Annotated in this window: 23 protein-coding genes; 8 read left to right on the forward strand and 15 right to left on the reverse strand. The window is 57.5% G+C overall.

What is annotated here, in order from left to right; all coding sequences use genetic code 11:
- Entirely contained in the window at positions 1 to 1,137 is a 1,137-nt protein-coding gene (locus ACEPLT_RS14980; protein WP_008500886.1) for a polysaccharide export protein, read from the reverse strand.
- 488 nt (positions 1,138 to 1,625) lie between these two features.
- Between ACEPLT_RS14980 and ACEPLT_RS14985 the strand changes: the two genes are divergently transcribed.
- Together ACEPLT_RS14985 and ACEPLT_RS14990 are read left to right on the forward strand one after the other, a co-directional pair.
- Positions 1,626 to 1,958: an RcnB family protein gene (locus tag ACEPLT_RS14985; RefSeq protein ID WP_008500887.1), complete on the forward strand. Its 333-nt coding sequence runs from the start codon at positions 1,626 to 1,628 to the stop codon at positions 1,956 to 1,958.
- Positions 1,903 to 2,388 carry a GNAT family N-acetyltransferase gene (locus ACEPLT_RS14990; RefSeq protein WP_008500888.1) on the forward strand — a complete coding sequence of 162 codons (486 nt, stop codon included), beginning with the start codon at positions 1,903 to 1,905 and terminating at the stop codon, positions 2,386 to 2,388. The genes ACEPLT_RS14985 and ACEPLT_RS14990 overlap by 56 nt, the downstream gene beginning before the upstream one ends.
- A 92-nt stretch (positions 2,389 to 2,480) precedes the next feature.
- Here ACEPLT_RS14990 and apbC read toward each other — a convergent pair whose 3' ends face one another.
- Positions 2,481 to 3,590 carry an iron-sulfur cluster carrier protein ApbC gene (apbC, locus tag ACEPLT_RS14995; RefSeq protein ID WP_008500889.1) on the reverse strand — a complete coding sequence of 370 codons (1,110 nt, stop codon included), beginning with the start codon at positions 3,588 to 3,590 and terminating at the stop codon, positions 2,481 to 2,483.
- A 137-nt stretch (positions 3,591 to 3,727) separates the two neighbouring features.
- On the opposite strand from apbC, the gene metG reads away from it, so the two are divergent.
- A complete protein-coding gene (gene metG / locus ACEPLT_RS15000; RefSeq protein ID WP_049121278.1) occupies positions 3,728 to 5,761 on the forward strand; it encodes a methionine--tRNA ligase in 2,034 nt (677 codons plus the stop codon).
- 110 nt (positions 5,762 to 5,871) lie between these two features.
- On the opposite strand, the gene ACEPLT_RS15005 is transcribed toward metG, so the two are convergent.
- The 3 genes from ACEPLT_RS15005 to ACEPLT_RS15015 are packed head-to-tail and all read right to left on the reverse strand — an operon-like array spanning position 5,872 to position 8,787.
- Complete coding sequence (locus tag ACEPLT_RS15005) at positions 5,872 to 6,342, reverse strand: YehS family protein (protein ID WP_008500891.1); 471 nt, start codon at positions 6,340 to 6,342, stop codon at positions 5,872 to 5,874.
- Positions 6,343 to 6,388: 46 nt separating this feature from the next.
- Complete coding sequence (gene btsR, locus ACEPLT_RS15010) at positions 6,389 to 7,108, reverse strand: two-component system response regulator BtsR (protein WP_023617626.1); 720 nt, start codon at positions 7,106 to 7,108, stop codon at positions 6,389 to 6,391.
- Positions 7,102 to 8,787 (reverse strand): sensor histidine kinase, encoded by a 1,686-nt coding sequence (locus ACEPLT_RS15015; protein WP_025913217.1) that lies wholly within the window; start codon positions 8,785 to 8,787, stop codon positions 7,102 to 7,104. Before ACEPLT_RS15015 ends, btsR begins: the two co-directional genes overlap by 7 nt.
- A gap of 218 nt (positions 8,788 to 9,005) precedes the next feature.
- On the opposite strand from ACEPLT_RS15015, the gene mlrA reads away from it, so the two are divergent.
- Both mlrA and ACEPLT_RS15025 read left to right on the forward strand, forming a co-directional pair.
- Entirely contained in the window at positions 9,006 to 9,746 is a 741-nt protein-coding gene (gene mlrA, locus ACEPLT_RS15020) for an HTH-type transcriptional regulator MlrA (protein WP_008500894.1), read from the forward strand.
- Positions 9,747 to 9,815: 69 nt separating this feature from the next.
- A complete protein-coding gene (locus ACEPLT_RS15025; protein WP_008500895.1) occupies positions 9,816 to 9,929 on the forward strand; it encodes a protein YohO in 114 nt (37 codons plus the stop codon).
- On the opposite strand, the gene ACEPLT_RS15030 is transcribed toward ACEPLT_RS15025, so the two are convergent.
- The 5 genes from ACEPLT_RS15030 to bglX all read right to left on the reverse strand — a co-directional run bounded on the left by ACEPLT_RS15030 (position 9,904) and on the right by bglX (position 16,100).
- Positions 9,904 to 10,641 (reverse strand): ABC transporter permease, encoded by a 738-nt coding sequence (locus ACEPLT_RS15030; RefSeq protein WP_008500896.1) that lies wholly within the window; start codon positions 10,639 to 10,641, stop codon positions 9,904 to 9,906. The genes ACEPLT_RS15025 and ACEPLT_RS15030 overlap by 26 nt on opposite strands.
- Complete coding sequence (locus ACEPLT_RS15035; RefSeq protein WP_232928734.1) at positions 10,625 to 11,575, reverse strand: ABC transporter ATP-binding protein; 951 nt, start codon at positions 11,573 to 11,575, stop codon at positions 10,625 to 10,627. Before ACEPLT_RS15035 ends, ACEPLT_RS15030 begins: the two co-directional genes overlap by 17 nt.
- Positions 11,568 to 12,725, reverse strand: a complete 1,158-nt coding sequence (locus tag ACEPLT_RS15040; protein WP_021241489.1) for an ABC transporter permease — start codon at positions 12,723 to 12,725, stop codon at positions 11,568 to 11,570. Before ACEPLT_RS15040 ends, ACEPLT_RS15035 begins: the two co-directional genes overlap by 8 nt.
- 12 nt (positions 12,726 to 12,737) lie before the next feature.
- Positions 12,738 to 13,655, reverse strand: a complete 918-nt coding sequence (gene osmF / locus ACEPLT_RS15045; RefSeq protein WP_021241490.1) for a glycine betaine ABC transporter substrate-binding protein OsmF — start codon at positions 13,653 to 13,655, stop codon at positions 12,738 to 12,740.
- A 147-nt stretch (positions 13,656 to 13,802) separates the two neighbouring features.
- Positions 13,803 to 16,100, reverse strand: coding sequence for a beta-glucosidase BglX (gene bglX, locus ACEPLT_RS15050; protein WP_248214071.1), 2,298 nt, complete (start codon positions 16,098 to 16,100; stop codon positions 13,803 to 13,805).
- Positions 16,101 to 16,289: 189 nt separating this feature from the next.
- On the opposite strand from bglX, the gene dld reads away from it, so the two are divergent.
- Complete coding sequence (gene dld / locus ACEPLT_RS15055; RefSeq protein ID WP_069598547.1) at positions 16,290 to 18,038, forward strand: D-lactate dehydrogenase; 1,749 nt, start codon at positions 16,290 to 16,292, stop codon at positions 18,036 to 18,038.
- A 111-nt stretch (positions 18,039 to 18,149) separates the two neighbouring features.
- Positions 18,150 to 18,704 (forward strand): GNAT family N-acetyltransferase, encoded by a 555-nt coding sequence (locus tag ACEPLT_RS15060; RefSeq protein WP_008500902.1) that lies wholly within the window; start codon positions 18,150 to 18,152, stop codon positions 18,702 to 18,704.
- An 83-nt stretch (positions 18,705 to 18,787) separates the two neighbouring features.
- Here ACEPLT_RS15060 and pbpG read toward each other — a convergent pair whose 3' ends face one another.
- Both pbpG and ACEPLT_RS15070 read right to left on the reverse strand, forming a co-directional pair.
- On the reverse strand, positions 18,788 to 19,711 hold the full coding sequence (pbpG, locus tag ACEPLT_RS15065) for a D-alanyl-D-alanine endopeptidase (protein WP_023293820.1): 924 nt from the start codon (positions 19,709 to 19,711) through the stop codon (positions 18,788 to 18,790).
- Positions 19,712 to 19,878: 167 nt separating this feature from the next.
- Entirely contained in the window at positions 19,879 to 20,466 is a 588-nt protein-coding gene (locus ACEPLT_RS15070) for a Yip1 family protein (protein ID WP_008500904.1), read from the reverse strand.
- Between the two features lie 157 nt (positions 20,467 to 20,623).
- Here ACEPLT_RS15070 and ACEPLT_RS15075 point away from each other — a divergent pair, with 157 nt between their 5' ends.
- Positions 20,624 to 21,196 (forward strand): DedA family protein, encoded by a 573-nt coding sequence (locus tag ACEPLT_RS15075; protein ID WP_008500905.1) that lies wholly within the window; start codon positions 20,624 to 20,626, stop codon positions 21,194 to 21,196.
- An 82-nt stretch (positions 21,197 to 21,278) separates the two neighbouring features.
- Here ACEPLT_RS15075 and ACEPLT_RS15080 read toward each other — a convergent pair whose 3' ends face one another.
- From ACEPLT_RS15080 to ACEPLT_RS15090, 3 genes are all read right to left on the reverse strand, one after another.
- A complete protein-coding gene (locus ACEPLT_RS15080; protein WP_008500906.1) occupies positions 21,279 to 22,043 on the reverse strand; it encodes an SDR family oxidoreductase in 765 nt (254 codons plus the stop codon).
- A gap of 50 nt (positions 22,044 to 22,093) precedes the next feature.
- Positions 22,094 to 23,512: a multidrug resistance outer membrane protein MdtQ gene (mdtQ, locus tag ACEPLT_RS15085; RefSeq protein ID WP_021241494.1), complete on the reverse strand. Its 1,419-nt coding sequence runs from the start codon at positions 23,510 to 23,512 to the stop codon at positions 22,094 to 22,096.
- 201 nt (positions 23,513 to 23,713) lie between these two features.
- Positions 23,714 to 25,108 carry a glycoside hydrolase family 1 protein gene (locus ACEPLT_RS15090; RefSeq protein ID WP_059363949.1) on the reverse strand — a complete coding sequence of 465 codons (1,395 nt, stop codon included), beginning with the start codon at positions 25,106 to 25,108 and terminating at the stop codon, positions 23,714 to 23,716.
- Between the last annotated feature and the right edge of the window lie 8 nt (positions 25,109 to 25,116).

Genomic DNA, 25,116 nt, shown 5'->3' on the forward strand with positions numbered 1-25,116 from the left:
CTACGGCCACGATCGGATGTTACGAACGGTTTCGGTCAGGTCATGTACGCCGCTGATGGTGGGCACCAGTTGGGAGATCACGCGATTCCAGCGCGATAGCGGTGCCGTGGTGACGTAGACAATGTCATACGGCTCAAGCTGGAATTCCGTACCCAGCACCATGGCTGAAGCATCTTCCGCATTCAGCTGATAGATATTGGCGATTTTGTCGGTGTCACCTTTTTTCGATACCTGGCGAATAACAAAAATGCCGGTTGCATCGGCCATATTTTGGTTAAGCCCCCCGGCATTGCCCAGGGCCTCGGCCAACGTCATGCCGCTACGATCCATCTTAAGGGTGCTCTGTTTCACCACCTCGCCCATTACGAACACTTTCAGCGCGTCGTTCCGGGGAACAAACAGGATATCGCCAGGATAAAGCAGCTTATTTTGGGTCAAATCGCCATGCTGCATCAGGGCATAGAGTGAGAGGTGGGCGTCCTGTCCATTGTGTGTGAGCACGACGTTACGCCAGTCGGCATCCGCCGAGAGCCCACCCGCGGCGTTAATCGCATCCATCACCGTCAGCGGAATATTGGTTATCGGCTGTTGACCCGATTTTTCCACCTCTCCGGTGACGTAGGCTTTTTGTGAACGGAAGGAGGCTACGCTGACGTCCACCTGCGGACTCTCAATGACGCTATCCAGTCGAGCCGTAATCTCTTCACGTACCTGTGAAACCGTTTTTCCTGCCACCCGCAGTTTACCGACATAGGGATAAAAGAGCGTACCGTCAGCGTTGACCCAGTTGCCTGTATCGCTCGCGCTACGATATTGTCCTGCGGGCGTTGTTAATTCAGGGTGATCCCAGACGGTGACCGTCAGGATGTCGCCTGCACCAATACGGTATTCCCAGTTTTTGATCTGCTTGTCCAGATTAGGATTTGCCTGAGATTTCGACACGGGCGGGCGCAGTTTTTCAATCCACTCCGGGGTCAGCGGAAAAATTTCCACGCGCTTATCAAGCTGATAATTTGCCTCTTCCGCCGAAATAACTTTCTTACCTGACACACTTAAGTTCTGACCAGGTGAAAAAACACACCCTGTTAACTGACTAATACTGAGAAATAACAGCGAAAATGCAGTTGTACTTTTCATTAATATAAATATTTCTTTTTAACGTTGCGTTTATCGTTAAGCCTGTAAAAAGACCCAATCCAACCCCATGAAATGTAATCAATTATGCTTATGAGAGATGAACTTCCTGCCCTTATAAAGCACACCTCACCCGCGTTTTAAAAAACAGATCCTATACTCGACCTGGTTAAAAAAACGGATGTCAGCACGCTTCATCCGGAGGCAATATTAAATGCTCTTCAGAGAGAAAGCATTCGCCTCGCTTTCTAACTTTGATATGGAAAGTTATTTTCAGAATTAATTAATGAAATGATAAATATTAAAAATATAATGCATCGACAATATTCCCGATACTGATAAGCATCACGCAATTGGGCTACACAAAACCGTCCACTTTTGTTACATTTTTTTTCAAACATACCCTGCGTTGATACTTAAAATGGACTGTCTGCTTCGCTTTCGACGTCCCGCAGACGAAAAGTATCTGTAACGATATCACTGGAGAAAAAATGGCTAAGCGTAAACTGCTGCTTCTGGGTGTATTACTGTCTCTGGCGGGATCCGCATTCTCTGCCCCGCAAACGGCCGCTGCACCCTCCGGCATCAAGGCCTATGAAGAACAAGAGTTCATCGCTGACTTCACGAAATTCAAGATTGGCGACACGGCGCCGGCGCAGTATCAAACGCCGGAGTACACCATCAAACAGTACCAGCTGCGTAACCTGCCGGCTCCGGATGCCGGAACCCACTGGACCTACATGGGCGAGAACTACGTGCTGATCGGCGATGCGGACGGCAAAATCTACAAAGCCTATAACGGAGATATTTTCTATCACCGCTAAGACCATTCTGATCCGCCCCTGGCAGGAAAGCGATCGTCCTTTCCTGCGCACGCTCTTTCTCCACGCCCGGCGTGAGGCCTGGCCATGGCTGGACAGTTCAGACTGGCAGCTTGAAGACTTTGACGCGGCCACCCGTGACGAAGTGATTTGGGTTGCCACGCAGAACGGCCATCGCCTGGGCTTTGCCTCCGTCTGGGCGAACGATAATTTTCTGCACAACCTCTTTGTTGACCCGCAGTATCAAAGCCACGGCGTCGGGAAAATGCTTCTGGAACAGGTGCAGAAGACGTTTACCAGTACAGGTTCGCTTAAGTGTCTGGTGAAGAATGCGCGGGCTGTCGCGTTTTACCAGCGGCACGGCTGGCACATTGAGGCGACGGGGGATTCTCCGGAGGGAGAGTATTATTTGATGCATTATCGGCTTGGGTAAAGTCAGGTGGCGCTTCGCTTACCTGACCTACAAAACCGTATTTCGTAGGCCGGATAGGGCGAAGCCGCCACCCGGCACTAAGCGAAGAGGTATTACACCGCGCGGAACGCGATTTCGCCCGGGATGACTTCGCCCTGCCAGTAAAGCTGCGCCGCAACGCGTCCCGCCAGCTGACGATACATCTCTGCAAATTCGCTGTCCGGACGGCTGACCACCGTCGGCTTGCCGCTGTCCAGATCTTCACGCAGGGTAATGTGCAGCGGCATCTGTCCCAGCAGTTGGGTGTGATACTTCGCAGCCAGTTTTTCTGCCCCGCCCGTACCGAAGATAGGTTCGTGGTGACCGCAGTTGCTGCAGATGTGCATGCTCATGTTCTCAACGATACCGAGCACCGGCACTTCCACCTTCTCGAACATCACAATGCCTTTTTTGGCGTCGATCAGCGCGATATCCTGCGGCGTGGTCACCACAACGGCACCCGTCACCGGAATGTTCTGCGCCAGCGTGAGCTGGATGTCACCGGTCCCCGGCGGCATGTCCAGCACCAGATAATCCAGATCCGGCCACATCGTCTCCTGCAGCATCTGCAGCAGCGCTTTGCTGGCCATCGGGCCGCGCCAGACCATGGCGTTATCGTCAGTCACCAGGTAACCGATGGAGTTGGTCGCCAGACCGTGCGCCATGATCGGCGCCATGTGGGTCCCATCGGGCGAGGTTGGACGCTGGTTTTCCGCGCCCAGCATGTTTGGAATAGACGGGCCGTAGATGTCGGCATCAAGAATACCGACCTTTGCGCCTTCCGCTGCCAGCGCCAGCGCCAGGTTTACGGCAGTAGAGGATTTCCCCACCCCGCCCTTGCCCGAGCTGACGGCAATGATGTTTTTCACGCCGTTGACGCCAGGCTGGTTTTTCACGCGCTTCAGCGTGGCGATGCTGTGGCTCAGCTTCCAGTCGATCGCCTTCGCGCCGGTAATGCGCAGCAGCTCGGCGCTGGTCTGCTCTTTCAGCGCGTCAAAGGCGCTGGTCCAGACGAACGGCATCTGCAGCTCAACGTGCAGCGTGTCGTCCAGCCAGGCAACGTGGTGTAACGCTTTCAGCGTAGTGAGATTGTGCTTCAGGGTTGGATGCTGAAAGTTAGCCAGCGTCCCGGCGACCATTGCTCGTAAGGCTTCCGGTGATTTGGCCTGGGATTGAGAACTCATCCCGACTCCTTTGTTCTTGTGAATAAGACCTTAGATGAACAAGTTTACCTGAAAGGCCGTGGTTTGTGCTTACTTAATAATGCCCCTTTTGGTAATATCAAAAACCCTTTTCACAGTTAAAAGAAGTAATGCCTACTATGACTCAAGTCGCGAAGAAAATTCTGGTAACGTGCGCACTGCCGTACGCCAACGGCTCAATCCACCTCGGCCACATGCTGGAGCATATCCAGGCTGATGTCTGGGTCCGTTACCAGCGAATGCGCGGCCACGAGGTTAACTTCATCTGTGCGGACGATGCCCACGGCACGCCGATCATGCTGAAAGCGCAGCAGCTGGGGATCTCCCCAGAGCAGATGATTGCCGAAATGAGTCAGGAGCATCAGACCGATTTTGCTGGCTTTGACATCAGCTATGACAACTATCACTCCACGCACAGCGACGAAAACCGCGAGCTGTCGGAGCTGATCTACACCCGTCTGAAAGAGAACGGTTTTATCAAAAACCGCACCATCTCTCAGCTGTACGATCCGGAAAAAGGCATGTTCCTGCCGGACCGCTTCGTCAAAGGCACCTGTCCGAAATGTAAATCCCCGGACCAGTACGGCGATAACTGCGAAGTGTGCGGCGCGACCTACAGCCCGACCGAGCTTATCGAGCCGAAATCCGTGGTTTCCGGCGCCACGCCTGTGATGCGTGACTCCGAGCACTTCTTCTTTGACCTGCCGTCCTTCAGCGAAATGCTGCAGGCGTGGACCCGCAGCGGCGCGCTGCAGGAGCAGGTAGCGAACAAGATGCAGGAGTGGTTCGAATCCGGCCTGCAGCAGTGGGATATCTCCCGCGATGCGCCGTATTTCGGCTTCGAAATCCCGAATGCACCGGGCAAATACTTCTACGTCTGGCTAGACGCGCCAATCGGCTACATGGGCTCCTTCAAGAACCTGTGCGACAAGCGTGGCGACACCGTCAGCTTCGACGAATACTGGAAGAAAGACTCTACCGCCGAGCTGTACCACTTCATCGGCAAAGACATCGTTTACTTCCACAGCCTGTTCTGGCCGGCCATGCTGGAAGGCAGTAACTTCCGCAAGCCAACCAACCTGTTTGTTCACGGCTACGTGACGGTGAACGGCGCCAAGATGTCCAAGTCCCGCGGGACGTTCATCAAGGCCAGCACCTGGCTGAACCACTTCGACGCGGACAGCCTGCGCTACTACTACACCGCGAAGCTCTCTTCCCGCATCGACGATATCGACCTGAACCTGGAAGATTTCGTGCAGCGCGTGAACGCGGACATCGTGAACAAGGTGGTGAACCTGGCGTCCCGTAACGCGGGCTTTATTGCCAAGCGCTTTGACGGCGTGCTTTCTGCCGAACTGGCCGATCCGGCGCTGTATAAAACCTTCACCGATGCCGCCGCTGCGGTTGGCGAAGCCTGGGAAAGCCGTGAATTCGGTAAAGCGATTCGTGAAATCATGGCGCTGGCCGACGTTGCCAACCGCTATGTGGACGAACAGGCTCCGTGGGTGGTCGCGAAACAGGAAGGCCGTGACGCCGACCTGCAGGCGATTTGCACCATGGGTCTGAACATGTTCCGCGTGCTGATGACCTGGCTTAAGCCGGTTCTGCCGCAGCTGGCAGCCCGCGCTGAAGCGTTCCTGAACACCGAACTGACCTGGGATGCTATCCAGCAGCCGCTGCTCGGCCACAAGGTCAACACCTTCAAGGCGCTGTACAACCGCATCGAGATGAAGCAGGTTGACGCCCTGGTGGAAGCCTCGAAAGAAGAGGTGAAGGCGGCTGCGGCACCGGTCACCGGCCCGCTGGCGGACGATCCGATTCAGGAAACCATTACCTTTGACGATTTCGCCAAAGTCGACCTGCGCGTGGCGCTGATCGAGAACGCGGAGTTTGTGGACGGCTCTGACAAGCTGCTGCGCCTGACGCTGGATCTGGGCGGCGAGAAGCGCAACGTCTTCTCCGGGATCCGTTCTGCCTATCCGGACCCGCAGGTGCTGATCGGCCGTCAGACCGTGATGGTCGCCAACCTGGCGCCGCGCAAAATGCGCTTCGGCATCTCTGAGGGGATGGTGATGGCCGCAGGCCCTGGCGGGAAAGATATCTTCCTGTTAAGCCCTGACGAAGGTGCGAAGCCTGGTCAGCAGGTGAAATAACAAAAAAGCCGGAGATTATCTCCGGCTTTTTTTTGCCCGGCGGCGCTACGCCTGCACGGGCCTACGGGGTTTGTAGGCCGGGTAAGGCGAAGCCGCCACCCGGCTAAACATCACGCCTTCGGGTGATGCACCCGGTGGGTCAGCCCGCGCAGAAAATTACGCAGGAACTGGTCGCCGCACTCGCGGTAGTTTTTATGATCCGGTGCGCGCATCATGGCGGTCACTTCCGGCACGGATACGCGGAATTTTTGCTCGGTCATGATCGCCACGATATCGTCCGTTTTCAGCGAGAACGCGATACGCAGCTTTTTCAGCACCGTGTTGTTGTTCACCCGACGCTCCAGCGCCAGCTCTGGCGCGGCCGGATCTTTGCCGCGCTTATCGTAAATCAGGCCGTTCAGGAAGCCCGACAGAATGATATCAGGACAGCGGACAAACCCCTCTTCGTCTTCTTTGGTCATCCACGTGTCAAAACTCGCAGACGTGGATTCCATGTCGGACAGCGCAAGAATGCGCACCATGTCGTTATTGTTCGCTTTCAGGGTGTAGCGCAGGCTACGAAGAATATCGTTACTTAGCATAGAGCCTTCGAATGTCGATGATGCAATGGCGCGCAGTGTACCAGCTTTACAGCCCAATCGCCTCTTTCAAACTCTTCAGGTAGCGGCGGCTGACCGGGACGGTTTGCCCGGCGCGCAGCACCAGCTCGGCCTGGCCGTTATCTTCCAGGCGGATCTCCTTCAGATGCGCCATATTCACCAGGTACTGGCGGTGACAGCGAATCAGCGGCGTGCGGCTCTCCAGCGTGCGCAGGGTCAGCTCGGTAAACCCTTCGTTCCCTTCCGCGCTGGTAACAAATACCCCGCTCAGGCGGCTGCTGACAAAGGCCACATCATCCATCTGCAGAAGATAGATCCGGCTGTGCCCGGTGCAGGGGATAAACTTCAGCGGCTGCTGGTTCTCCGCCAGCAGCGTGACGTCCTGCACGGTGCGCTCCTGTCGTAAACGGGTGAGCGTTTTATCCAGACGCTTCTCTTCAATCGGCTTGAGTAAATAATCAAACGCATGCTCCTCAAAGGCCTTAACGGCATATTCGTCGAACGCCGTCAGAAACACGATGTAGGGGCGATGTTCCGGGTCAAGCATGCCGACCATCTCCAGCCCGCTGATGCGGGGCATCTGAATATCGAGGAACAGCACGTCCGGGCGCAGCTTGTGCACCGCGCCGATAGCCTCAATGGCGTTGGCGCACTCCCCCACAATCTCAATATCCGGCTGCTCCTGCAGCAGAACGCGCAGGTTTTCCCGTGCCAGCGGCTCGTCATCCACAATCAGCACTCTTAACATGCGTTTTCCTCCAGCGGCAGTCGTACGGTAATACGGGTAAATCGGTCGGGCTCGCAGGCGACGGTAATGCCACAGTCATCGCCAAAATGGGCGCGCAGGCGTTTATCCACCAGGCTCATCCCTAAACCGCCGGAGGCGGAAGGCTGATAAAGCCCGGCATTATCTTCAATATCCAGCACCAGGTGATGGTTGAATCGGCTGGCGGCAATGGTTATCTCCCCCCTTCCCAGCAGCTGTGATGTACCATGCTTAATGGCGTTTTCCACAATCGGCTGCAGGGTAAAGGCCGGAAGATGCTGATACGCCAGCTCGTCCGGCACGGAGAGCGACACCTGCAGACGCGACTGGAAACGCGCCTGCTCAATCTGCAGATAGGCATTCACGTGCTCAATCTCATCGGCGAGGGTCACGATCTCCGACGGCCGCTTCAGGTTCTTGCGGAAAAAGGTCGACAGAAACTGCACCAGCTGCGCGGCCTGATCGCTGTCGCGGCGGATCACCGCTTTGAGCGTATTGAGGGCATTAAACAGGAAATGCGGATTGACCTGCGCATGCAGCAGCTTAATCTCCGACTGCGTCAGCAGGGCTTTCTGCCGCTCATACTGCCCGGCGAGGATTTGCGCGGACAGCAGCTGGGCGATCCCCTCCCCCAGCGTGCGGTTGATGGAGCTGAACAGACGGTTTTTCGCCTCATACAGCTTGATGGTGCCCATCACCCGCTGATTCTCGCCGCGAAGCGGAATCACCAGCGTGGAGCCCAGCTTGCACTGGGGATGCAGCGAACAGCGGTAAGGCACTTCGTTACCGTCGGCATACACCACCTCGCCGGTTTCGATGGCGCGCAGCGTATAGGCTGAGGAGATCGGTTTGCCCGGCAGATGGTGATCGTCGCCGGTGCCGGTAAAGGCCAGCAGCTTTTCCCGATCGGTTATCGCCACCGCGCCGATATCCAGCTCCTTGTAGAGCACCTGGGCCACCTTCATGCTGTTCTCTTCGTTGAACCCCTGGCGCAGGATCCCTTCCGTCGAGGCGGCAACCTTCAGCGCCGTGGCGGAAAAGGCCGAGGTGTACTTCTCAAACATGGCGCGCTTGTCGAGCAGAATGCGCATAAACAGCGCCGCGCCCACGGTATTGGTCACCATCATCGGAGCGGCAATGCTGCTGACCAGGTGCAGCGCATCCTCAAACGGACGGGCAATCAGCAGAATGATCGCCATCTGCGCCATTTCGGCCACAAAGGTAATGGCTCCGGCGGTGAGCGGGCTGAAGACTTTATCCGGGCGACCGCGCTTGATCATATAGCTGTGCACCAGGCCGCCGAGGAGCCCTTCAACGATCGTAGAGATCATACAGCTCAGCGCCGTCATCCCGCCCATGGAATAGCGATGCAGCCCCCCGGTTAAGCCAACAAGCCCCCCGACGACGGGACCGCCGAGCAGCCCGCCCATCACCGCGCCGATAGCGCGCGTATTGGCAATAGAGTCTTCGATATGAAGACCAAACCAGGTCCCCATAATGCAGAATATGGAAAATACGACGTAGCAGAGGAATTTGTGCGGCAGACGGACGGTGACCTGCATCAGCGGGATAAACAGGCGCGTTTTGCTCATCAGCCAGGCAATGACCAGAAACACGCACATCTGCTGAAGCAACAGCAGCACCAGGTTAAACTCGTACATACTCAAAACCGCACACGCTAAAAAACGCGTAACATACACGGATGCGGCTCAACTTTCTTTGAAGCACCCCAAAAAAGCGCAAAATCGTGCCCGTTATCACACCTTTTTCAGAATATCGCATACGCTTCGCATTCTTTGCGCAAAAAACAATCAATTCTTCCTGGTTCGGCAAAGTGGGTCTACAGTTAAGCTGGGGACGCGTAAGCCAGGGGGCGAATATGGCGCTTTACACGATCGGTGAAGTGGCACTCCTTTGTGATATCAATCCCGTTACCCTACGGGCGTGGCAGCGACGGTATGGATTACTCAAACCGCAGAGGACCGACGGTGGGCATCGCCTTTTTAATGATGACGATATCGACCGCATTCGCGAAATCAAAAGCTGGATCGACAACGGCGTGCAGGTTGGGAAAGTGAAGTCCCTGCTGAGCCACGACGACCCGGATACGCAACATCTCTGGCGCGAACAACAGGAAACCCTGCTGCGGCTCCTGCAGGCGGGCAACCTGCAGCGCCTGCGTGGATGGATAAAAGAGCAGGGTCGCGATTACCCGGCGCAGACGCTGATCTCCCATCTTTTCATTCCGCTCCGGCGACGCCTGCAGTGCCAGCAGTCCACCCTGCAGGCGCTGCTCAGCATGCTCGACGGCGTGCTGATCAACTACATTGCCGTCTGCCTTGCCTCAGCGAAGAACAAAGCCGGAAAAGATGCGCTGGTTGTCGGCTGGAACGTACACGATACCACCCGCCTGTGGCTGGAAGCGTGGATTGCCACCCAGAAGGGCTGGCGCGTGGATGTTCTGGCGCACTCGCTGGCGCAGCTCAGACCTGAGTTTTTCGACGGCCAGACCCTGCTGGTCTGGTGTGGCGAAGTGCCGTCCGCCTCGCAGCAACAGCTGCTGACGGAATGGCGTGAGAATGGTTACCCGGTCTATTCCCTTGGTCCGGATGAGCCATAACGGCATTTAATGGTTCATTAACAGCTGCGCTTCACCGTATAATTGTTCCGTTAACAACAGGAGCACATGATGAAGGCAACCAAACTGGCCATTATTACCCTTTTTGTCCTGATGGCCGTAAGCGGTATCGGCGGCGTGATGCTGGCAGGGTACTCGTTTATTGTTCGCGGCGGTGTCGGCTGAGGTACAGCGCCAGCCGCTCAAAAGCGCGATCGACGACGATTGCCGCCAGCGCAACCAGCAGCGCTCCCTGCACAATATACGCCGTATTAAACCCGCTTAAGCCGATAATGATCGGCGTGCCCAGCGTATTAGCGCCGACCGTCGACGCAATGGTCGCCGTCCCGATGTTAATGATGACCGACGTGCGGATCCCGGCAATGATAACCGGTGCCGCTAGCGGCAGTTCAACCTTGCGTAGCCGCTGACCGCGACTCATCCCCATCCCTTCCGCCACGCTCAGCACGGACGCAGGTACCGCCGCGAGGCCCGCCAGCGTGCCCTGCAGCACCGGTAATACGCCGTACAGAATCAGCGCAATGATGGCAGGCTGTTGGCCAAAGCCCATCACCGGCACCGCTATCGCCAGCACCGCCACCGGGGGAAACGTCTGTCCGATGGCCGCAATCGTCTCCACCAGCGGGCGAAACTCCCGGCCCGCGGGCCGCGTGACCGCGATGCCCGCCCCCACGCCCAGCACAACCGCGATGGCGCTTGAGAGCGCCACCAGCCAGAGATGCGCCAGGGCGAGATTAATGAAGCTCTCCTGCTGATATACCGGCCGCGGCAGCCCGGGAAAGAGACTGTTAAACAGCGCCGCGCTGTGGGGCATCAGAAACAGTAAGCCGACAAAGAGCGCTACCAGCCAGAGGAGCGGATCACGCAGTGCCTTCACGCGTCACCTCCCCGGCCAGCAGATCGCGAAAGTGTAAGGTGCCGCACGGCGCGCCCCGGGCATCCGCAACGGGCAATACTTCGCACCGGCGCGCGACAAACGCGGAGAGCGCATCCCGCAGGCTCATCTGCGCCTGCAGCGGTTCGCCGCTCACCGGCGCCGCCTCCCGACGCATATAGTCGCTCACCGTTCGCAGGGAGAGCAGCCTGACGCCCAACTCGCTGCGGCCAAAAAACTCGCGCACAAAGTCGTTCTTCGGCCAGGTTAACAGCTCAAGCGGCGAGCCCTGCTGCACCACTTCGCCATGATCCATCAGCACCAGATGGTCAGCCAGGCGCAGGGCTTCATCAATATCGTGCGTCACGAGTACGATCGTGCGTCCGAGAATGCGGTGAATACGGGTCATCTCCGCCTGCAGCGCCCCGCGCGTCACCGGATCCAGCGCGCCGAAGGGTTCGTCCATCAGCAACACCTGCGGGTTGGCCGCCAGCGCGCGCGCCACGCCCACGCGCTGCTGCTGCCCGCCGGAAAGCTGGTGCGGATAGCGGTCGCGCAGCGCGGGCTCTAGCCCCAGCAGAGACATCAGTTCATCAACACGTTCGGCGATTTTCGTCCGCGACCATTTTTCCAGCTGCAGCACGGTGGCGATGTTCTGCGCCACCGTCCAGTGCGGAAACAGGCCGATGGACTGTATGGCATAACCCATCCGACGGCGCAGCTCCAGCACCGGCAGGCTGCGGATCTCTTCCCCGGCAAAGCGGATCAGCCCGCTGTCATGCTCCACCAGCCGGTTGATCATCTTCAGGGTGGTGGATTTGCCCGACCCGGAGGTGCCAATCAGCACGGAAAACGCCCCCTCGGCAAAGTTCAGGTTCAGGTGGCTCGCCGCCGGGCGACCAGCAAAGGTTTTACTGACATCATGAAATTCAATCATTGGCTCTTCTCCCGAGCAGCGCGAGCCATAAGGCAAACAGTGCGTCGACGACCACCGCCAGCGCAATCGTGGGCACCACGCCCAATAACACCAGATCCAGGGCACTGCTCAGCAGCCCCTGGAAGACCAGCGCGCCAAAGCCGCCCGCGCCAATCAGCGCCGCAATCACCGCCATGCCGACGGTCTGGACTGCCACCACCCGCAGGCTGCGCAACAGCAGGGGCAGCGCCAGCGGCAGCTGAATTTTCCAGAAACACTGCCGCGCGCTCATTCCCATCGCATGGGCGCTTTCCAGCACGTCAGGTGCGACCTGACCTAAGCCCGCGACCACGCCGCGTACCAGCGGCAGCAGGGCATACAGCACCAGCGCGATAAGCGCGGGCGTTAATCCCGTTCCGGCTATTCCCAGCATTCCCAGCGCCGGAAATGACTTCACCAGCCCGGCCAGCGGCGCAATCAGCAGGCCAAACAGCGCGACGGAAGGAATGGTCTGGATAACGTTGAGCACGGCAAAAACCCCGCCCTGGCGTGAAGGATGGCGATAGCACCACATACCAAGGGGGATCCCAACCAGAAGCGCCGGAAAGAGCGTACCGAAGAGGATCGTCAGGTGCTGCGCGAGGGCATCATCAAACACCTCCTGACGGTTGGCGTATTCTTTTAACAGCGAGAGGTTGTTCAGCTCACCGCTGAACAGCAGGAGTAAAGGAATACACCATATCTGCGCATTGAGCACCCATCGCCAGACGGCGCTGGGGATGAGTCGACGAATCGCATCGCTGCAGGCCAGCAGGCAGAGCGCCAGCCACAGCCACAGGCCGCTGCCGATAGTGGTTCTCGCCAGCGGACTTTCCGCCGAGGCCATATGCGTCGCCGCCAGCCCGGCGCTCCAGAACAGGAGAATAAACAGCCCTTCAGAGAGAAGCAGCGTCAGCCACTGGGCCAGGCGTCCCTGCCAGAGCGACAGGATCACCCACGCGCCCAGCGCCGCCGCCAGCCACCCCGGCGTAAACGACCAGACCTGCCAGAGCGCTTTGCCCTCCCCCGACATCAGGCGGTTTGGGGCAACGTTAACAAACGGTAACGCGACCGCCGCGATGGCTACGCAGGCCAGCAGCAGCAGGACGCGGTTATGACATTTTATTGGCACAGCCTTTTCCCGTTACTTCACAAGCCCTTGTTGTTTCAGGAAGTCGGCGGCCACTTTTTTGGCATCCAGCCCCTCGACGGCAATGCTGGCATTCAGCTGCTGCAGCGTTTTTTCATCCAGCTTTTCGAAGACCGGTTTGAGCCATTCTGCAATGTCCGGGTACGCTTTCAGCACCGCCTCACGCACCACCGGGGTCGGCGCGTAAATTGGCTGTACACCTTTTGGATCGGTCAGGGTCTGCAGGCCAAGCGCCGCCACCGGGCCGTCGGTGCCGTAGGCCATGGCCGCGTTAACGCCGGAAGTTTGCTGTGCCGCCGCTTTGATGGTCACCGCGGTATCCCCGCCCGCCAGCGAGAGCAGCTGCGCCTGGTCGAGCTTGAAGTCGTAGGCTTTTTCAAACGCGGGCAGCGCGTCAGGACGCTCGATGAACTCCGCCGACGCCGCAAGCTTAAAGTCGCCCTTCTCTTTCAGGTAGCGGCTGAGATCCGCCAGGGTAGTCAGCTTCCCTTTCTCCGCCACGTCCTTGCGCACGGCGATAGTCCAGGTATTGTTGGCCGGTGCCGGGGTCAGCCAGACCAGTTTGTTCTGTTCCGCGTCGAGTTTTTTGACTTTCTCATACCCGGCTTTGGCGTTTTTCCATGCCGGATCGTTTTCATCTTTGAAGAAGAATGCGCCGTTGCCGGTGTATTCCGGGTAGATATCCAGCTCGCCGGAGGTTATCGCGCCGCGCACGACGGGCGTGGTGCCAAGCTGAACTTTATTGACCGTTTTCACGCCGTGGCTTTCCAGCACCTGCAAGATAATATTGCCGAGCAGCGCGCCTTCGGTATCGATCTTCGAGCCCACTTTTACCGGCTCCGCCGCCTGTAACGGCAGGCTCAGCGCCGCCAGTAACACCGCAGATCCCAACATCCCCTTTGCAATCGTCATTCCGCTATCCTCATTTTTTTGCTGCCTTTTTCAGAGGCTTGAGAGAAAAGCGTAGCTTAAAACGGCGGAATTAACCGTCAAAATGCCTTTTTAGCATAAGGTAAGACGCCTCCCCCGCAGGACGGGGGGAGGCAAAGGAGGGAAAGGTTACAGCAGCTCGAACTCGCCTTTATTCACGCGGGCGGAGTCCACGCCGATAAAGACGTTAAACTTGCCCGGTTCCGCATCGTATTTCATCTGCTGGTTCCAGAACTTCAGCGCATCCACGTCGATCGGGAAGCTGATGGTTTTGGTTTCCCCCGGCTTCAGGTTGACCTTCTCAAAGCCGCGCAGCTGTTTCACCGGACGGCTCATCGACGCGGTGACATCCTGCACGTACATCTGGATCACCGTAGCCCCTTCGCGCTTGCCGGTGTTGGTCACCTCAACGCTGGCTGTGACGTTGCCGTCACGCTTCAGGGTCGGCGCCGACATTTTCACGTCGGAGACCTTGAAGGTGGTGTAGCTCAGGCCGTAACCAAACGGATAGAGCGGGCCGTTAGCTTCGTCGAAGTAGCGAGAGGTGTACTTGTTCGGCTTGTCGGCGTTATACGGGCGACCGGTGTTCAGGTGGCTGTAGTACACCGGGATCTGCCCGACGGAGCGCGGGAAGGACATCGGCAGCTTGCCCGACGGGTTGTAATCGCCAAACAGCACGTCGGCGATGGCGTTACCGCCTTCGGTACCGGCGAACCAGGTTTCCAGAATGGCGTCAGCCTGCTGGTCCTCTTTCACCAGCGCCAGCGGACGACCGTTCATCAGCACCAGCACCAGCGGCTTGCCGGTGGCTTTCAGGGCGGCAATCAGATCGCGCTGGCTCTGTGGAATGGTGATATCGGTACGGCTGGAGGCTTCGTGCGCCATACCCTGCGCTTCACCCACAACCGCAACAACGACGTCAGACTGCTTCGCGGCGTTCACCGCTTCGTCAATCATCTCCTTCGGCGTACGCGGATCGACCTTCACCGCTTCCTCGTACTGGTTGAGGAAGGTCACGATATCTTTATCGTTGGTGACGTTCGCCCCTTTGGCGTAAACCACTTTGACGTTTTCACCGACGGCACTCTTGATACCGGTCAGCACGGTCACGGACTGGTCAGCCACGCCCGCCGCAGACCAGCTCCCCATGACGTCGCGCTTGCTGTCGGCCAGCGGTCCCACCACGGCAATGGTGCCGGATTTTTTCAGCGGCAGCGTATCGAGGCGGTTCTTCAGCAGCACCAGGCTTTCGCGCGCGACGTCACGCGCCTCTTTGCGGTGCAGGCGGCTTTCGGCATTGGTATCTGCCGGGTCGGAGTCTTTCGGACCCAGGTGGCTGTACGGATCGTTAAACAGCCCCATGTCGTATTTCACGTTCAGCACGTGACGGGTGGCATCGTCCAGCTCCGCCATTGTCACCTTGCCGCTCTTCACCAGCCCCGGCAGGTATTTGCTGTAATACTCGTCGCTCATGCTCATGTTGATGCCGGACTTGAGCGCGACGCGCACCGCGTCTTCCGGATCGGAGGCGGTACCGTGTTTGATCAGCTCTTTAATCGCGCCGTGGTCGGAAACGGTGATGCCCTTAAAGCCCCACTGGTCGCGCAGCACGTCTTTCAGCAGCCAGGAATCAGAGGTTGCAGGCGTGCCGTTCAGCGAGTTCAGCGCCACCATCACCGCGCCGCTGCCCGCATCCAGCCCTGCCTTGTACGGCGGCATGTAGTCGTTGAACAGGCGCTGCGGGCTCATGTCGACGGTGTTGTACTCTTTACCGCCCTCCACCGCGCCGTAGGCCGCAAAGTGTTTGACGCTGGTCATCACCGAGTAGCGGTCCGCCGGGCTTTTGCCCTGCATCGCTTCCACCATGGTTTTACCCATCGTGGAGGTTAAATACGTATCTTCACCAAAGCCTTCCGAGCCGCGGCCCCAGCGCGGATCGCGCGAGACGTCCACCATGGGCGCCCAGGTCATGTTCAGCCCGTCGTCCGCCGCTTCATAAGCCGACACGCGCCCGACGGTTTTCACCGCGTCGAGGTTAAAGGAAGACGCTAAGCCGAGGCTGATGGGGAAGACGGTACGCTGGCCGTGCACCACGTCATAGGCAAAGAACAGGGGAATTTTCAGGCGGCTGAGATCCATCACCTGGTCCTGCATCTTGCGGATGTCCTGGCGGGTGACGGTATTAAAGATGGCGCCTACCTGCCCGTCTTTGATCATCTCGCGGATGGCCTCTTTCGGGTTATCCGGGCCGACGCTGATCAGACGCAGCTGGCCGATTTTCTCATCGACCGTCATTTTCTTGAGCAATTCCGTGACAAACGCGTCCCGCGCTTCAGGCGTGAGCGGGTGATTGCCAAACAAATCCTCTGCCAGCGCAGGTTGCAGCGCCAGGCTGACGGCGACACCTACAGAACATAGCCATTTCATGTCGTTTTACTCTCTCATCAATAACCGCCGGACGATCTCGGCCATACCGTGCGAAAAGCGCAGTGTGCCACAAACCCTCCGATCGTTGCAGGGTTATTCTCTGATTTTTCTCGTGAATACTCGACCGCTTAACAGTTAATCGCGCTATGCTTTACAGCGAGAAATTTGCCCCACCACAAGGAGTGGAAGATGTCTTCTGTTCGAACTGACGATAACAAAACCTTTATTAACGAACTGTCGCGCCTGGTTGGCTCCTCTCACCTGCTTACCGACCCGGCTAAAACCGCCCGCTACCGCAAGGGCTTCCGCTCCGGTCAGGGCGACGCGCTGGCGGTGGTTTTCCCCGGCACGCTGCTGGAGCTGTGGCGCGTCCTGAGCGCCTGCGTCGCCGCCGACAAGATTATTTTAATGCAGGCGGCCAACACCGGCCTGACCGAAGGCTCCACGCCGAACGGCAACGATTACGATCGTGACATCGTGATTATCAGCACCCTGCGCCTCGACAAGCTGCACCTGCTGGATAAAGGCGAGCAGGTGCTCGCGTTCCCGGGCACCACGCTTTACTCCCTCGAAAAAGCGCTTAAGCCGCTGGGCCGCGAACCGCACTCGGTGATCGGCTCCTCCTGCATTGGCGCCTCGGTGGTCGGTGGGATCTGCAATAACTCTGGCGGCTCGCTGGTGCAGCGCGGCCCCGCCTATACCGAGATGTCCCTGTTTGCCCGTATTGACGAAAACGGCAAGCTGACGCTGGTGAACCACCTGGGAATCGATCTCGGCGTCACGCCAGAACAGATCCTCAGCAAGCTCGACGACGATCGCGTGAAGGATGAAGACGTTCAGCACGACGGTCGCCATGCGCACGATCATGACTACGTGACCCGCGTGCGGGATATTAATGCCGATACGCCGGCGCGCTACAACGCCGACCCGGATCGCCTGTTTGAATCCTCCGGCTGCGCGGGCAAGCTGGCGGTGTTTGCTGTGCGTCTGGACACCTTCCCGGCAGAGAAAAAGCAGCAGGTATTCTACATCGGCACCAACCAGCCTGAGGTTCTGACGGAGATCCGCCGTCATATTCTGGGCGAATTCACCCATCTGCCGGTGGCGGGCGAGTACATGCACCGGGACATTTACGACATCGCCGAGCGCTACGGCAAAGACACGTTCCTGATGATCGACAAGCTCGGCACCGACAAAATGCCGTTCTTCTTCACCATGAAGGGCCGTACAGACGCGATGCTGGAGAAAGTGTCGCTGTTCAAACCCCACTTCACCGACCGCTTTATGCAGAAGCTGGGCAACGTTTTCCCGGCGCATCTGCCGGAGAGGATGAAAACCTGGCGCGACAGGTACGAACATCACCTGCTGCTGAAAATGGCCGGAGACGGGATCGCCGAAGCGCAGGCCTGGCTGACCGAATTCTTTAAAACCGCCGAAGGGGATTTCTTTGCCTGTACGCCTGAAGAGGGCAGCAAAGCCTTCCTGCACCGCTTTGCCGCCGCAGGGGCCGCCATCCGATATCAGGCGGTACATTCTGAAGAGGTGGAAGATATTCTGGCGCTCGATATCGCCCTGCGGCGTAACGACACCGAGTGGTTTGAACACCTGCCGCCGGAAATCGACAGCAAGCTGGTGCACAAGCTCTATTACGGTCACTTCATGTGCTATGTCTTCCATCAGGATTACATCGTCAAGAAAGGGGTCGATGCACACGAACTGAAGGAGCAGATGCTCGCCCTTCTGCGTGAACGCGGCGCACAATATCCTGCGGAACACAACGTCGGACATCTTTATAAAGCCCCTGACGCACTTAAGCAGTTTTATCGCGCGAATGACCCTACAAACAGCATGAATCCCGGCATCGGTAAAACAACGCGGAAGAAATACTGGAAAGAGAGCGCAGACGCGGAGCGGCACATAACGCAAACGTCTGATTAATTCCTACAGCCAAATTTGAGAGATTGTTAAGCGCTCCTTAATCGTAATAGAGTAACCGCTTATCGCCGGAGAAACGTTTCTCCGGCCTTCGATAAGAGGAGCAGGCACATCATGTCGGCTATTGATGTTTTATCCGAGACCGAGCTGGAAGTGCGCGACGCCCGTCCCGATGATGTGCATGCCATTGCCGCGATCTATGCCTGGCATGTGCTTCACGGGCGCGCGTCATTTGAAGAAGTCCCCCCGACTATTGACGAAATGCGTCATCGCATGAAAAGCGTAGCGGAGAACGGTTTACCGTGGCTTATCGCGCTGTACCGCGGCATTGTGGTGGGCTACTGCTATGCCACCCCTTACCGACCGCGACACGCCTACCGCTATACCCTGGAAGAGTCGATTTACGTGGATGCCAGCATCACCGGGCGCGGTTTTGGCACGGCACTGATGGATGCGCTGATCGCACGCTGCGAGCAAGGGCCGTGGCGGCAGATGATTGCCGTGGTAGGAGATGGCAATAACAATGCCGGCTCGTTACGTCTGCATAAAAAACATGGCTTCGTGATTGTCGGTCAGCTGCGCAGCGTAGGCTACAAGAAAGGCGACTGGCGGGATACGGTGATTATGCAGCGCCCGCTCAACGATGGTGACTGGACGCTGCCGGAATAAACGCAAAACGGTAACCTGGGTTACCGTTTTTAGTGTTTGTAGGCCGGGTAAGACAAAGCCGCCACCCGGCGCTGACAGACGGCTCAGTCGTTCTGCGCCGTCGCCATCTGCTCCGCTTTCTGCTTTTTATACGTCAATGCCGCGGCCGGGACAGGCTGCACTTTTCCTGTTTCAATCCAGGTCCGCAGGCGGCTCGCGTCGGCGAAGTGCGTATATTTGCCGAAGGCATCCATCACTACCAGCGCCACCGGTTTACCGTTAAATACGGTGCGCATCACCAGACAGTGTCCCGCCGCGTTGGTAAAGCCGGTTTTGGTTAGCTGAATATTCCAGTTATCCCGGTATACCAGATGGTTAGTATTGCGGAACGGCAGCGTATAGGCCGGGTTCGCAAAGGTCGCCATCTCTTCACGGGTGGTACTGAGCTGACCAATCAGCGGGTACTGTTTGCTGGCAATCAGCAGTTTCGTCAGATCGCGCGCCGTGGAGACGTTGTTGATCGACAGACCCGTCGGTTCAACATAGTGCGTATTGTTCATCCCCAGCGCTTTGGCTTTCGCGTTCATCGCGCGGATAAACGCGTCGTAGCCGCCCGGATAGTGGTGCGCCAGGCTCGCCGCCGCGCGGTTTTCAGACGACATCAGCGCCAGCAACAGCATATTTTTACGGCTGATCTCACTGTTCAGCCGCACGCGGGAGTAGATCCCTTTCATCTCCGGCGTGTGGCTAATATCCACTTTCAGTTTTTCGTCCAGCGGCAGATGGGCATCAAGCACCACCATCGCGGTCATTAATTTGGTAATTGAGGCGATCGGTCGCACCAGGTCCGGATGGCTGGCGTAAATCACCTTATTGGTGTTGAGATCGACAATCATCGCGCTGCCGGACGCAATTTGCGGCTGAGCAGCAGCGGTGGTCACCGCGGGCGTTTTGGCGACGGCCGGTACGACTGCGGACGCACCCAGCAACAGCGCCAGGCTAAGTAAAGAGACTCGGAATTTCAGCATGGTGAGACTTCTGATAATTATTCACGCACGTTATGACGTACACCGCCTGGGTTGTTGGATAAACACAGGCTGGCCTCGGCATCATAGCCGTCAGCGGGCGTTGTCGCCAGAGGATAATCGTGAACGGATGCTGCATTGCTGGCATTTACGCCAGCAATGCAGTGAACTCAGAAGAGACGGTATCCATAACCCCAAAGAATCACCGTCAGCGCCAGGAGCGCCTCCAGCACCAGCACCCCGATGGCGAGCGTTGAGCTCGAAAAGCTCAGCCCCTCTTCTTTATTGATATTCAGGAAGGTAGGAACTCCCAGATACAGCAGATAACCGGTGTAAAAGAGGGCAATGGTACCGATCAGCGCGCACAGCCAGACCAGTGGATAGAGCGCAACAATACCGCTTAAGAACAGCGGGGTCGCGACATACCCGGCAAAGACCATACAGTGCGCCAGCGATGGACGCTGCGGATAGTTACGCGCCATCCAGTGAATGACGCGCCCCATGACCGCCACCCCCGCCAGCATCAGGCCATAAAAGATGATGGCAAGATAGAGTCCGGTAAACCAGGAAAGCTGAACCACGGTGCCGTCACCGAAGTTCCAGCCGATTTGTGTGGTTCCGATAAAAGCGCATATTACCGGCACCGCAGCCATCAGCAGCACGTGGTGCGTGTAATGATGCGAGACCGTTTCGTTCTCACTTTTAATGACATGCATTTCACGATCGGGATGGGAGAAAAGTCCCCAGACATGGTTCATAGCGCCCCCTTGTTGTCGGCCCGTCAGCGATACCTTAAGTATAATGCAGGCTTTAGATTATTTTATGTACAGTGGGAAATTTCCGTTGATTTCCCCGCCGTTGATTCAAGGGGTATATGATTAAACGAGGCACGCAGAGGGAGAAAACCGTTACGTAATGGATATTAACGCACTCATTGAGCAATATGGCTATGCCGCGCTGGTCATCGGCAGCGTGGCAGAAGGTGAAACCATCACGCTGTTAGGGGGCGTCGCCGCGCATCAGGGGTTACTGAAGTTCCCGCTGGTTGTTGCCGCGGTCGCGCTGGGCGGGATGATAGGCGATCAGCTGCTCTACTTTCTGGGGCTGCGCTTTGGGCCCACGCTGCTCAAGCGTTTCGCAAAGCATCAGAAGAAAATCCGCCGCGCTCAGCGGCTCATTCAACGTCATCCCTACCTGTTCGTTATTGGCACGCGCTTTATGTATGGCTTTCGCATTATCGGGCCGATACTGATTGGCGCCAGCCATCTGCCGCCCAAAATTTTTCTGCCGCTCAATATTGTGGGCGCGATTGCCTGGGCGCTGATCTTTACGACGCTCGGTTATGTAGGGGGCGAAGTGATTGCGCCCTGGCTGCATAATCTCGACCAGCACCTGAAGCACTGGGCGTGGTTGATTCTGGTGGTTGTGGCGGTGATTGCGGTACGACTGTGGCTGAAGCACCGTGAAAAGACGCGGGATGAGGAGTGAGTTCGGCCTGATGCCCTCACCCTAACCCTCTCCCACAGGGAGAGGGAACTAAAAATACCCTCTCTCACAGGGAGAGGGGAATCTATCCCTCCGGCTTAAACTGCGGGTTCGCCAGCATAAAGCCCCCGTCGACGATAAACGATTGCCCTGTTGTATAGCTGGCGTCGCTGTCACACAGCCACGCCACCAGGCTGGCAATCTCTTTCGTGTGGCCCGGCCTTGCCAGCGGGATTTCCGGCATGGAGCCTTCCTTCACTTCGCTGTCGTCCATGTCGTTCATCGGCGTGGCAATCGCACCCGGCGCGACGGCGTTCACCAGAATGTTGTGCTTCACCAGCTCCATCGCCATGGATTTGGTTAAGCCGCCGAGCGCGTGTTTTGCCGCCGTGTAGGCGCTCGCTTGCGGCAGAGGCGTGTGTTCATGCACCGAGGTGATGTTCACAATCCGTCCCCCTTCCCCCTGCTTCACCATCTGCCTTGCGGCTATCTGTGAACAGAGAAACGCACCGTCCACGTCGACGGTGAAAATATTCCGCCAGTCGTCAAACGGCATCTCGAGGAACGGCGCTTTGGTCATCGCCCCTGCATTATTGACCAGCACGTCCAGCCGGCCAAAGCGCGCAATCAGCGTCTCTATGGCCTCAGCGCCTTCCGGCAGCGTGCTTAGATCAAGATGGACAGCCTCCGCGCGCTGCCCCTGCGCTTCGACTTCACGGCAGGTTTCCAGCGCCCCTTTCTCATCCGAGTGCCAGGTGACGCCAATATCAAACCCGCGCTCTGCCAGCATCAGGGCCGTGGTTTTACCGATCCCGGAATCCGATGCGGTCACAATCGCTACTCTGGTCATACTCACCTCCTGAAAAACTGCAAAGAGGTAAGTATAGTTAATGACCTTTTTTAGCCATGATGATAGCCACCGCCCAGCGCGGAGGTCAGCTGCAGCGTGGCGTCCACATACTGCCCCTTCAGCAGCAATCCTTCGAGGTGCTCTTTAAGGGCCGGTATTCTGGCTTCACTGACCCGGGAGCCCGCAACGATCCCCGCGCTGAAACGCGCCTGCGCCAGCGCTACAACCCGTGCCGCATCTTTTTCAACCTGCTGCTGGTGGCTGTTTTTCGCCATGAGCGTTTCGACTTCACTGGCCGTGTGTGCCACCTGATTGACGGCCTCTACCACCGCTTTGTTGTAGTTGGCTACTGAAAGGTTGTTCTGCGCCTGAGCGATATCCAGCCCGGCGTTAAGCCTGCCGCTGTCGAAAATCGGCAGCGTCAGCCCGGCGGTCACGCCCATCTGCTGCGCGGACGAACGGAACAGATCGCTCAGATGGAGGGCATCCTGCTGTAAGAACGCCATCAGGTTCACGTCAGGATAAAACGCCGCTCGGGCGGCCTCCACTTCGCTCATGGAGGCTTCGATATACCAGTGCGCCTCCTGCAGATCCGGACGGCGTGCCAGCAGCTCATAGCCGAGCGTCGACGGTAGCGAGGCTTCCACCGTCGGCAGGGCGTGCCGCGTAAGCTTCACGGAGGAGGCGTTCGTCAGCGCAACCAGGCGCGCCTCAATGGCTTTCATTTTCCCGTTGACTTCGGCCAGCTGCTCTTCGGTTTTGCTGGCGTTGATATCCGTTTCAACGCCCTCCACGGAGGAGGTGATCCCGTGTTGATACAGCTCGCGATCGGCACCGATAATATTGTCCTGCTCATGTTTAATCTGCGCGAGGACCTCCCCCACGGCGGCCTGCGTTTGCCACTCCCAGTAGAGCCGCGCCACGCTGCTGGCCAGCAGCTGACGGGTCTGCTCCAGCTCCGCTTTTTGCGCATTCACTTTGCCAATCCGGGCTTCGACCTGCGCGCGATTTTTTCCCCACAGATCGAGATCCCAGCCTGCCGTCAGGCCAAAGGTGCCGTTGGTGTACCACGGCCCGGTTGTCCCTGCCGCCGGGTCGGTAATGGCAAAGGGCCCCATCAGCCCCTCGGCGGACATTTTCTGACGTTCGGCATCCGCTGAAAAATCAATCTGCGGACCGTCGGATGCCATAGCCGCTTTGGCCTGGGCTTCCGCAAGCGTAATGCGCTGACGGGCAATCTGCATATCCGGCGCATCGCTTAATGCTTTCGCAATAAGCCCGTTAAGTTCCGGATCGTTATATGCTTTCCACCACTCATTTTTCGGCCAGTCCTGATGATTCAGAACCGTATTCACCGACGCCGCCGTGGTTTGCGTTTTAATGGGAGATACCGTGGCATGTTCAGGCGCACAGGCAGCCAGAATAAAAACGAAGGGAGCACTCAGAGATAAAATAAGAGAACGTTTCATGACGCCATAAACTCAAAAAATAAAGGCGCAAATTACGCTTGATTCTCTTTATTTTTTTAGTAATGAGTGGCAATGCGTAAATTGTCATAGATTTAAATATACGGAAAAGTATTCACCAGAATTATTATTTAAATTGAATTATGCAAATAAAAAATAATCAACCCGACAGGGTGAACATCCCCTGTCAGGTTGATCGCTATATTAAACTTTCAGCGAAGCGCCTTTTGTCGCAATAACCTCTTTATACCAGTAGAAACTTTTCTTACGGCTGCGCGCCAGCGTGCCTTTCCCGCTGTCATCGCGATCGACGTAAATAAAGCCGTAGCGCTTAGAGAGTTCAGCTTTTGATGCGCTCACCAGGTCGATGGGCCCCCAACTGGTGTAGCCCATCACCTCAACGCCGTCTTCAATGGCTTCCCGCACCTGCACCAGGTGATCGTTGAGATAGCTGATGCGATAGTCGTCCTGCACCGTGCCGTCTGCGTCCGGTTTATCCTTCGCCCCGAGGCCATTTTCCACGATAAACAGCGGCTTCTGATAGCGATCCCAGAGCACGTTTAGCAGAGTACGCAGGCCGATGGGGTCAATCTGCCAGCCCCATTCGGAACTGGCCAGATGCGGGTTTGGCACCATGCTCAGGATATTGCCGCGCGCCTGCTGGTTGAGGGCGTCATCCGCGGTGACGCAGCCCGTCATGTAGTAGCTGAAGGAGATAAAATCGACGGTCGATTTCAGCGCCTCGCGGTCGGCGTCAGTGACCTCTAGCTGAATGCCGTTGTCGCGGAAGAAGCGCTGCATATACCCTGGGTAGGCGCCACGGCACTGCACGTCGCCAAAGAATTGCCACGCGCGGTTTTCCTGCAGCGTCTCCAGAACATCTTCCGGCTTGCAGGTCAGCGGATACATCAGGCCGCCCAGCAGCATGTTGCCGATTCTGGCATCCGGGATAATCTCATGGCAGGCCTTCACCGCCAGCGCGCTGGCCACCAGCTGGTGGTGGATCGCCTGGTACACCTCCCCTTTGCTGCTGGTTTCCGGCAGACCGACGCCGGTCATCGGCGCGTGCAGAGACATATTGATCTCGTTGAAGGTCAGCCACAGCTTGACCTTCTCTTTGTAGCGCGCAAACACGGTACGGGCATAGCGCTCAAAGAAGCCGATAGTCTGACGGCTGCCCCACCCGCCGTACTGCTTCACCAGCCCCCACGGCATTTCATAGTGCGACAGCGTCACCAGCGGCGTGATGTTGTGCGCGGCCAGCTCGTCAAACAGCCGGTCGTAAAACGCCAGCCCCGCCTCGTTCGGCTGCTGCTCGTCACCGTTCGGAAAAATGCGGGTCCAGGCAATGGAGACGCGCAGGCAGCTAAAGCCCATCTCGGCGAACAGCTTGATGTCTTCCGGGTAGCGATGATAGAAGTCGATGGCGACATCCTTGATGCCGCTGTCCCCAGGGACGCGCTCAACTACCGGGCCGAAGACACCCTGCGGCTGAACGTCAGAGGTGGACAGCCCTTTCCCCTCCTCCAGATACGCACCCTCTACCTGATTCGCGGCAACCGCGCCGCCCCATAAAAAATCGTCCGGGAAAGTTTTCATCACGTTCT

This window comes from Enterobacter sp. fkY84-1 (assembly GCF_052974705.1).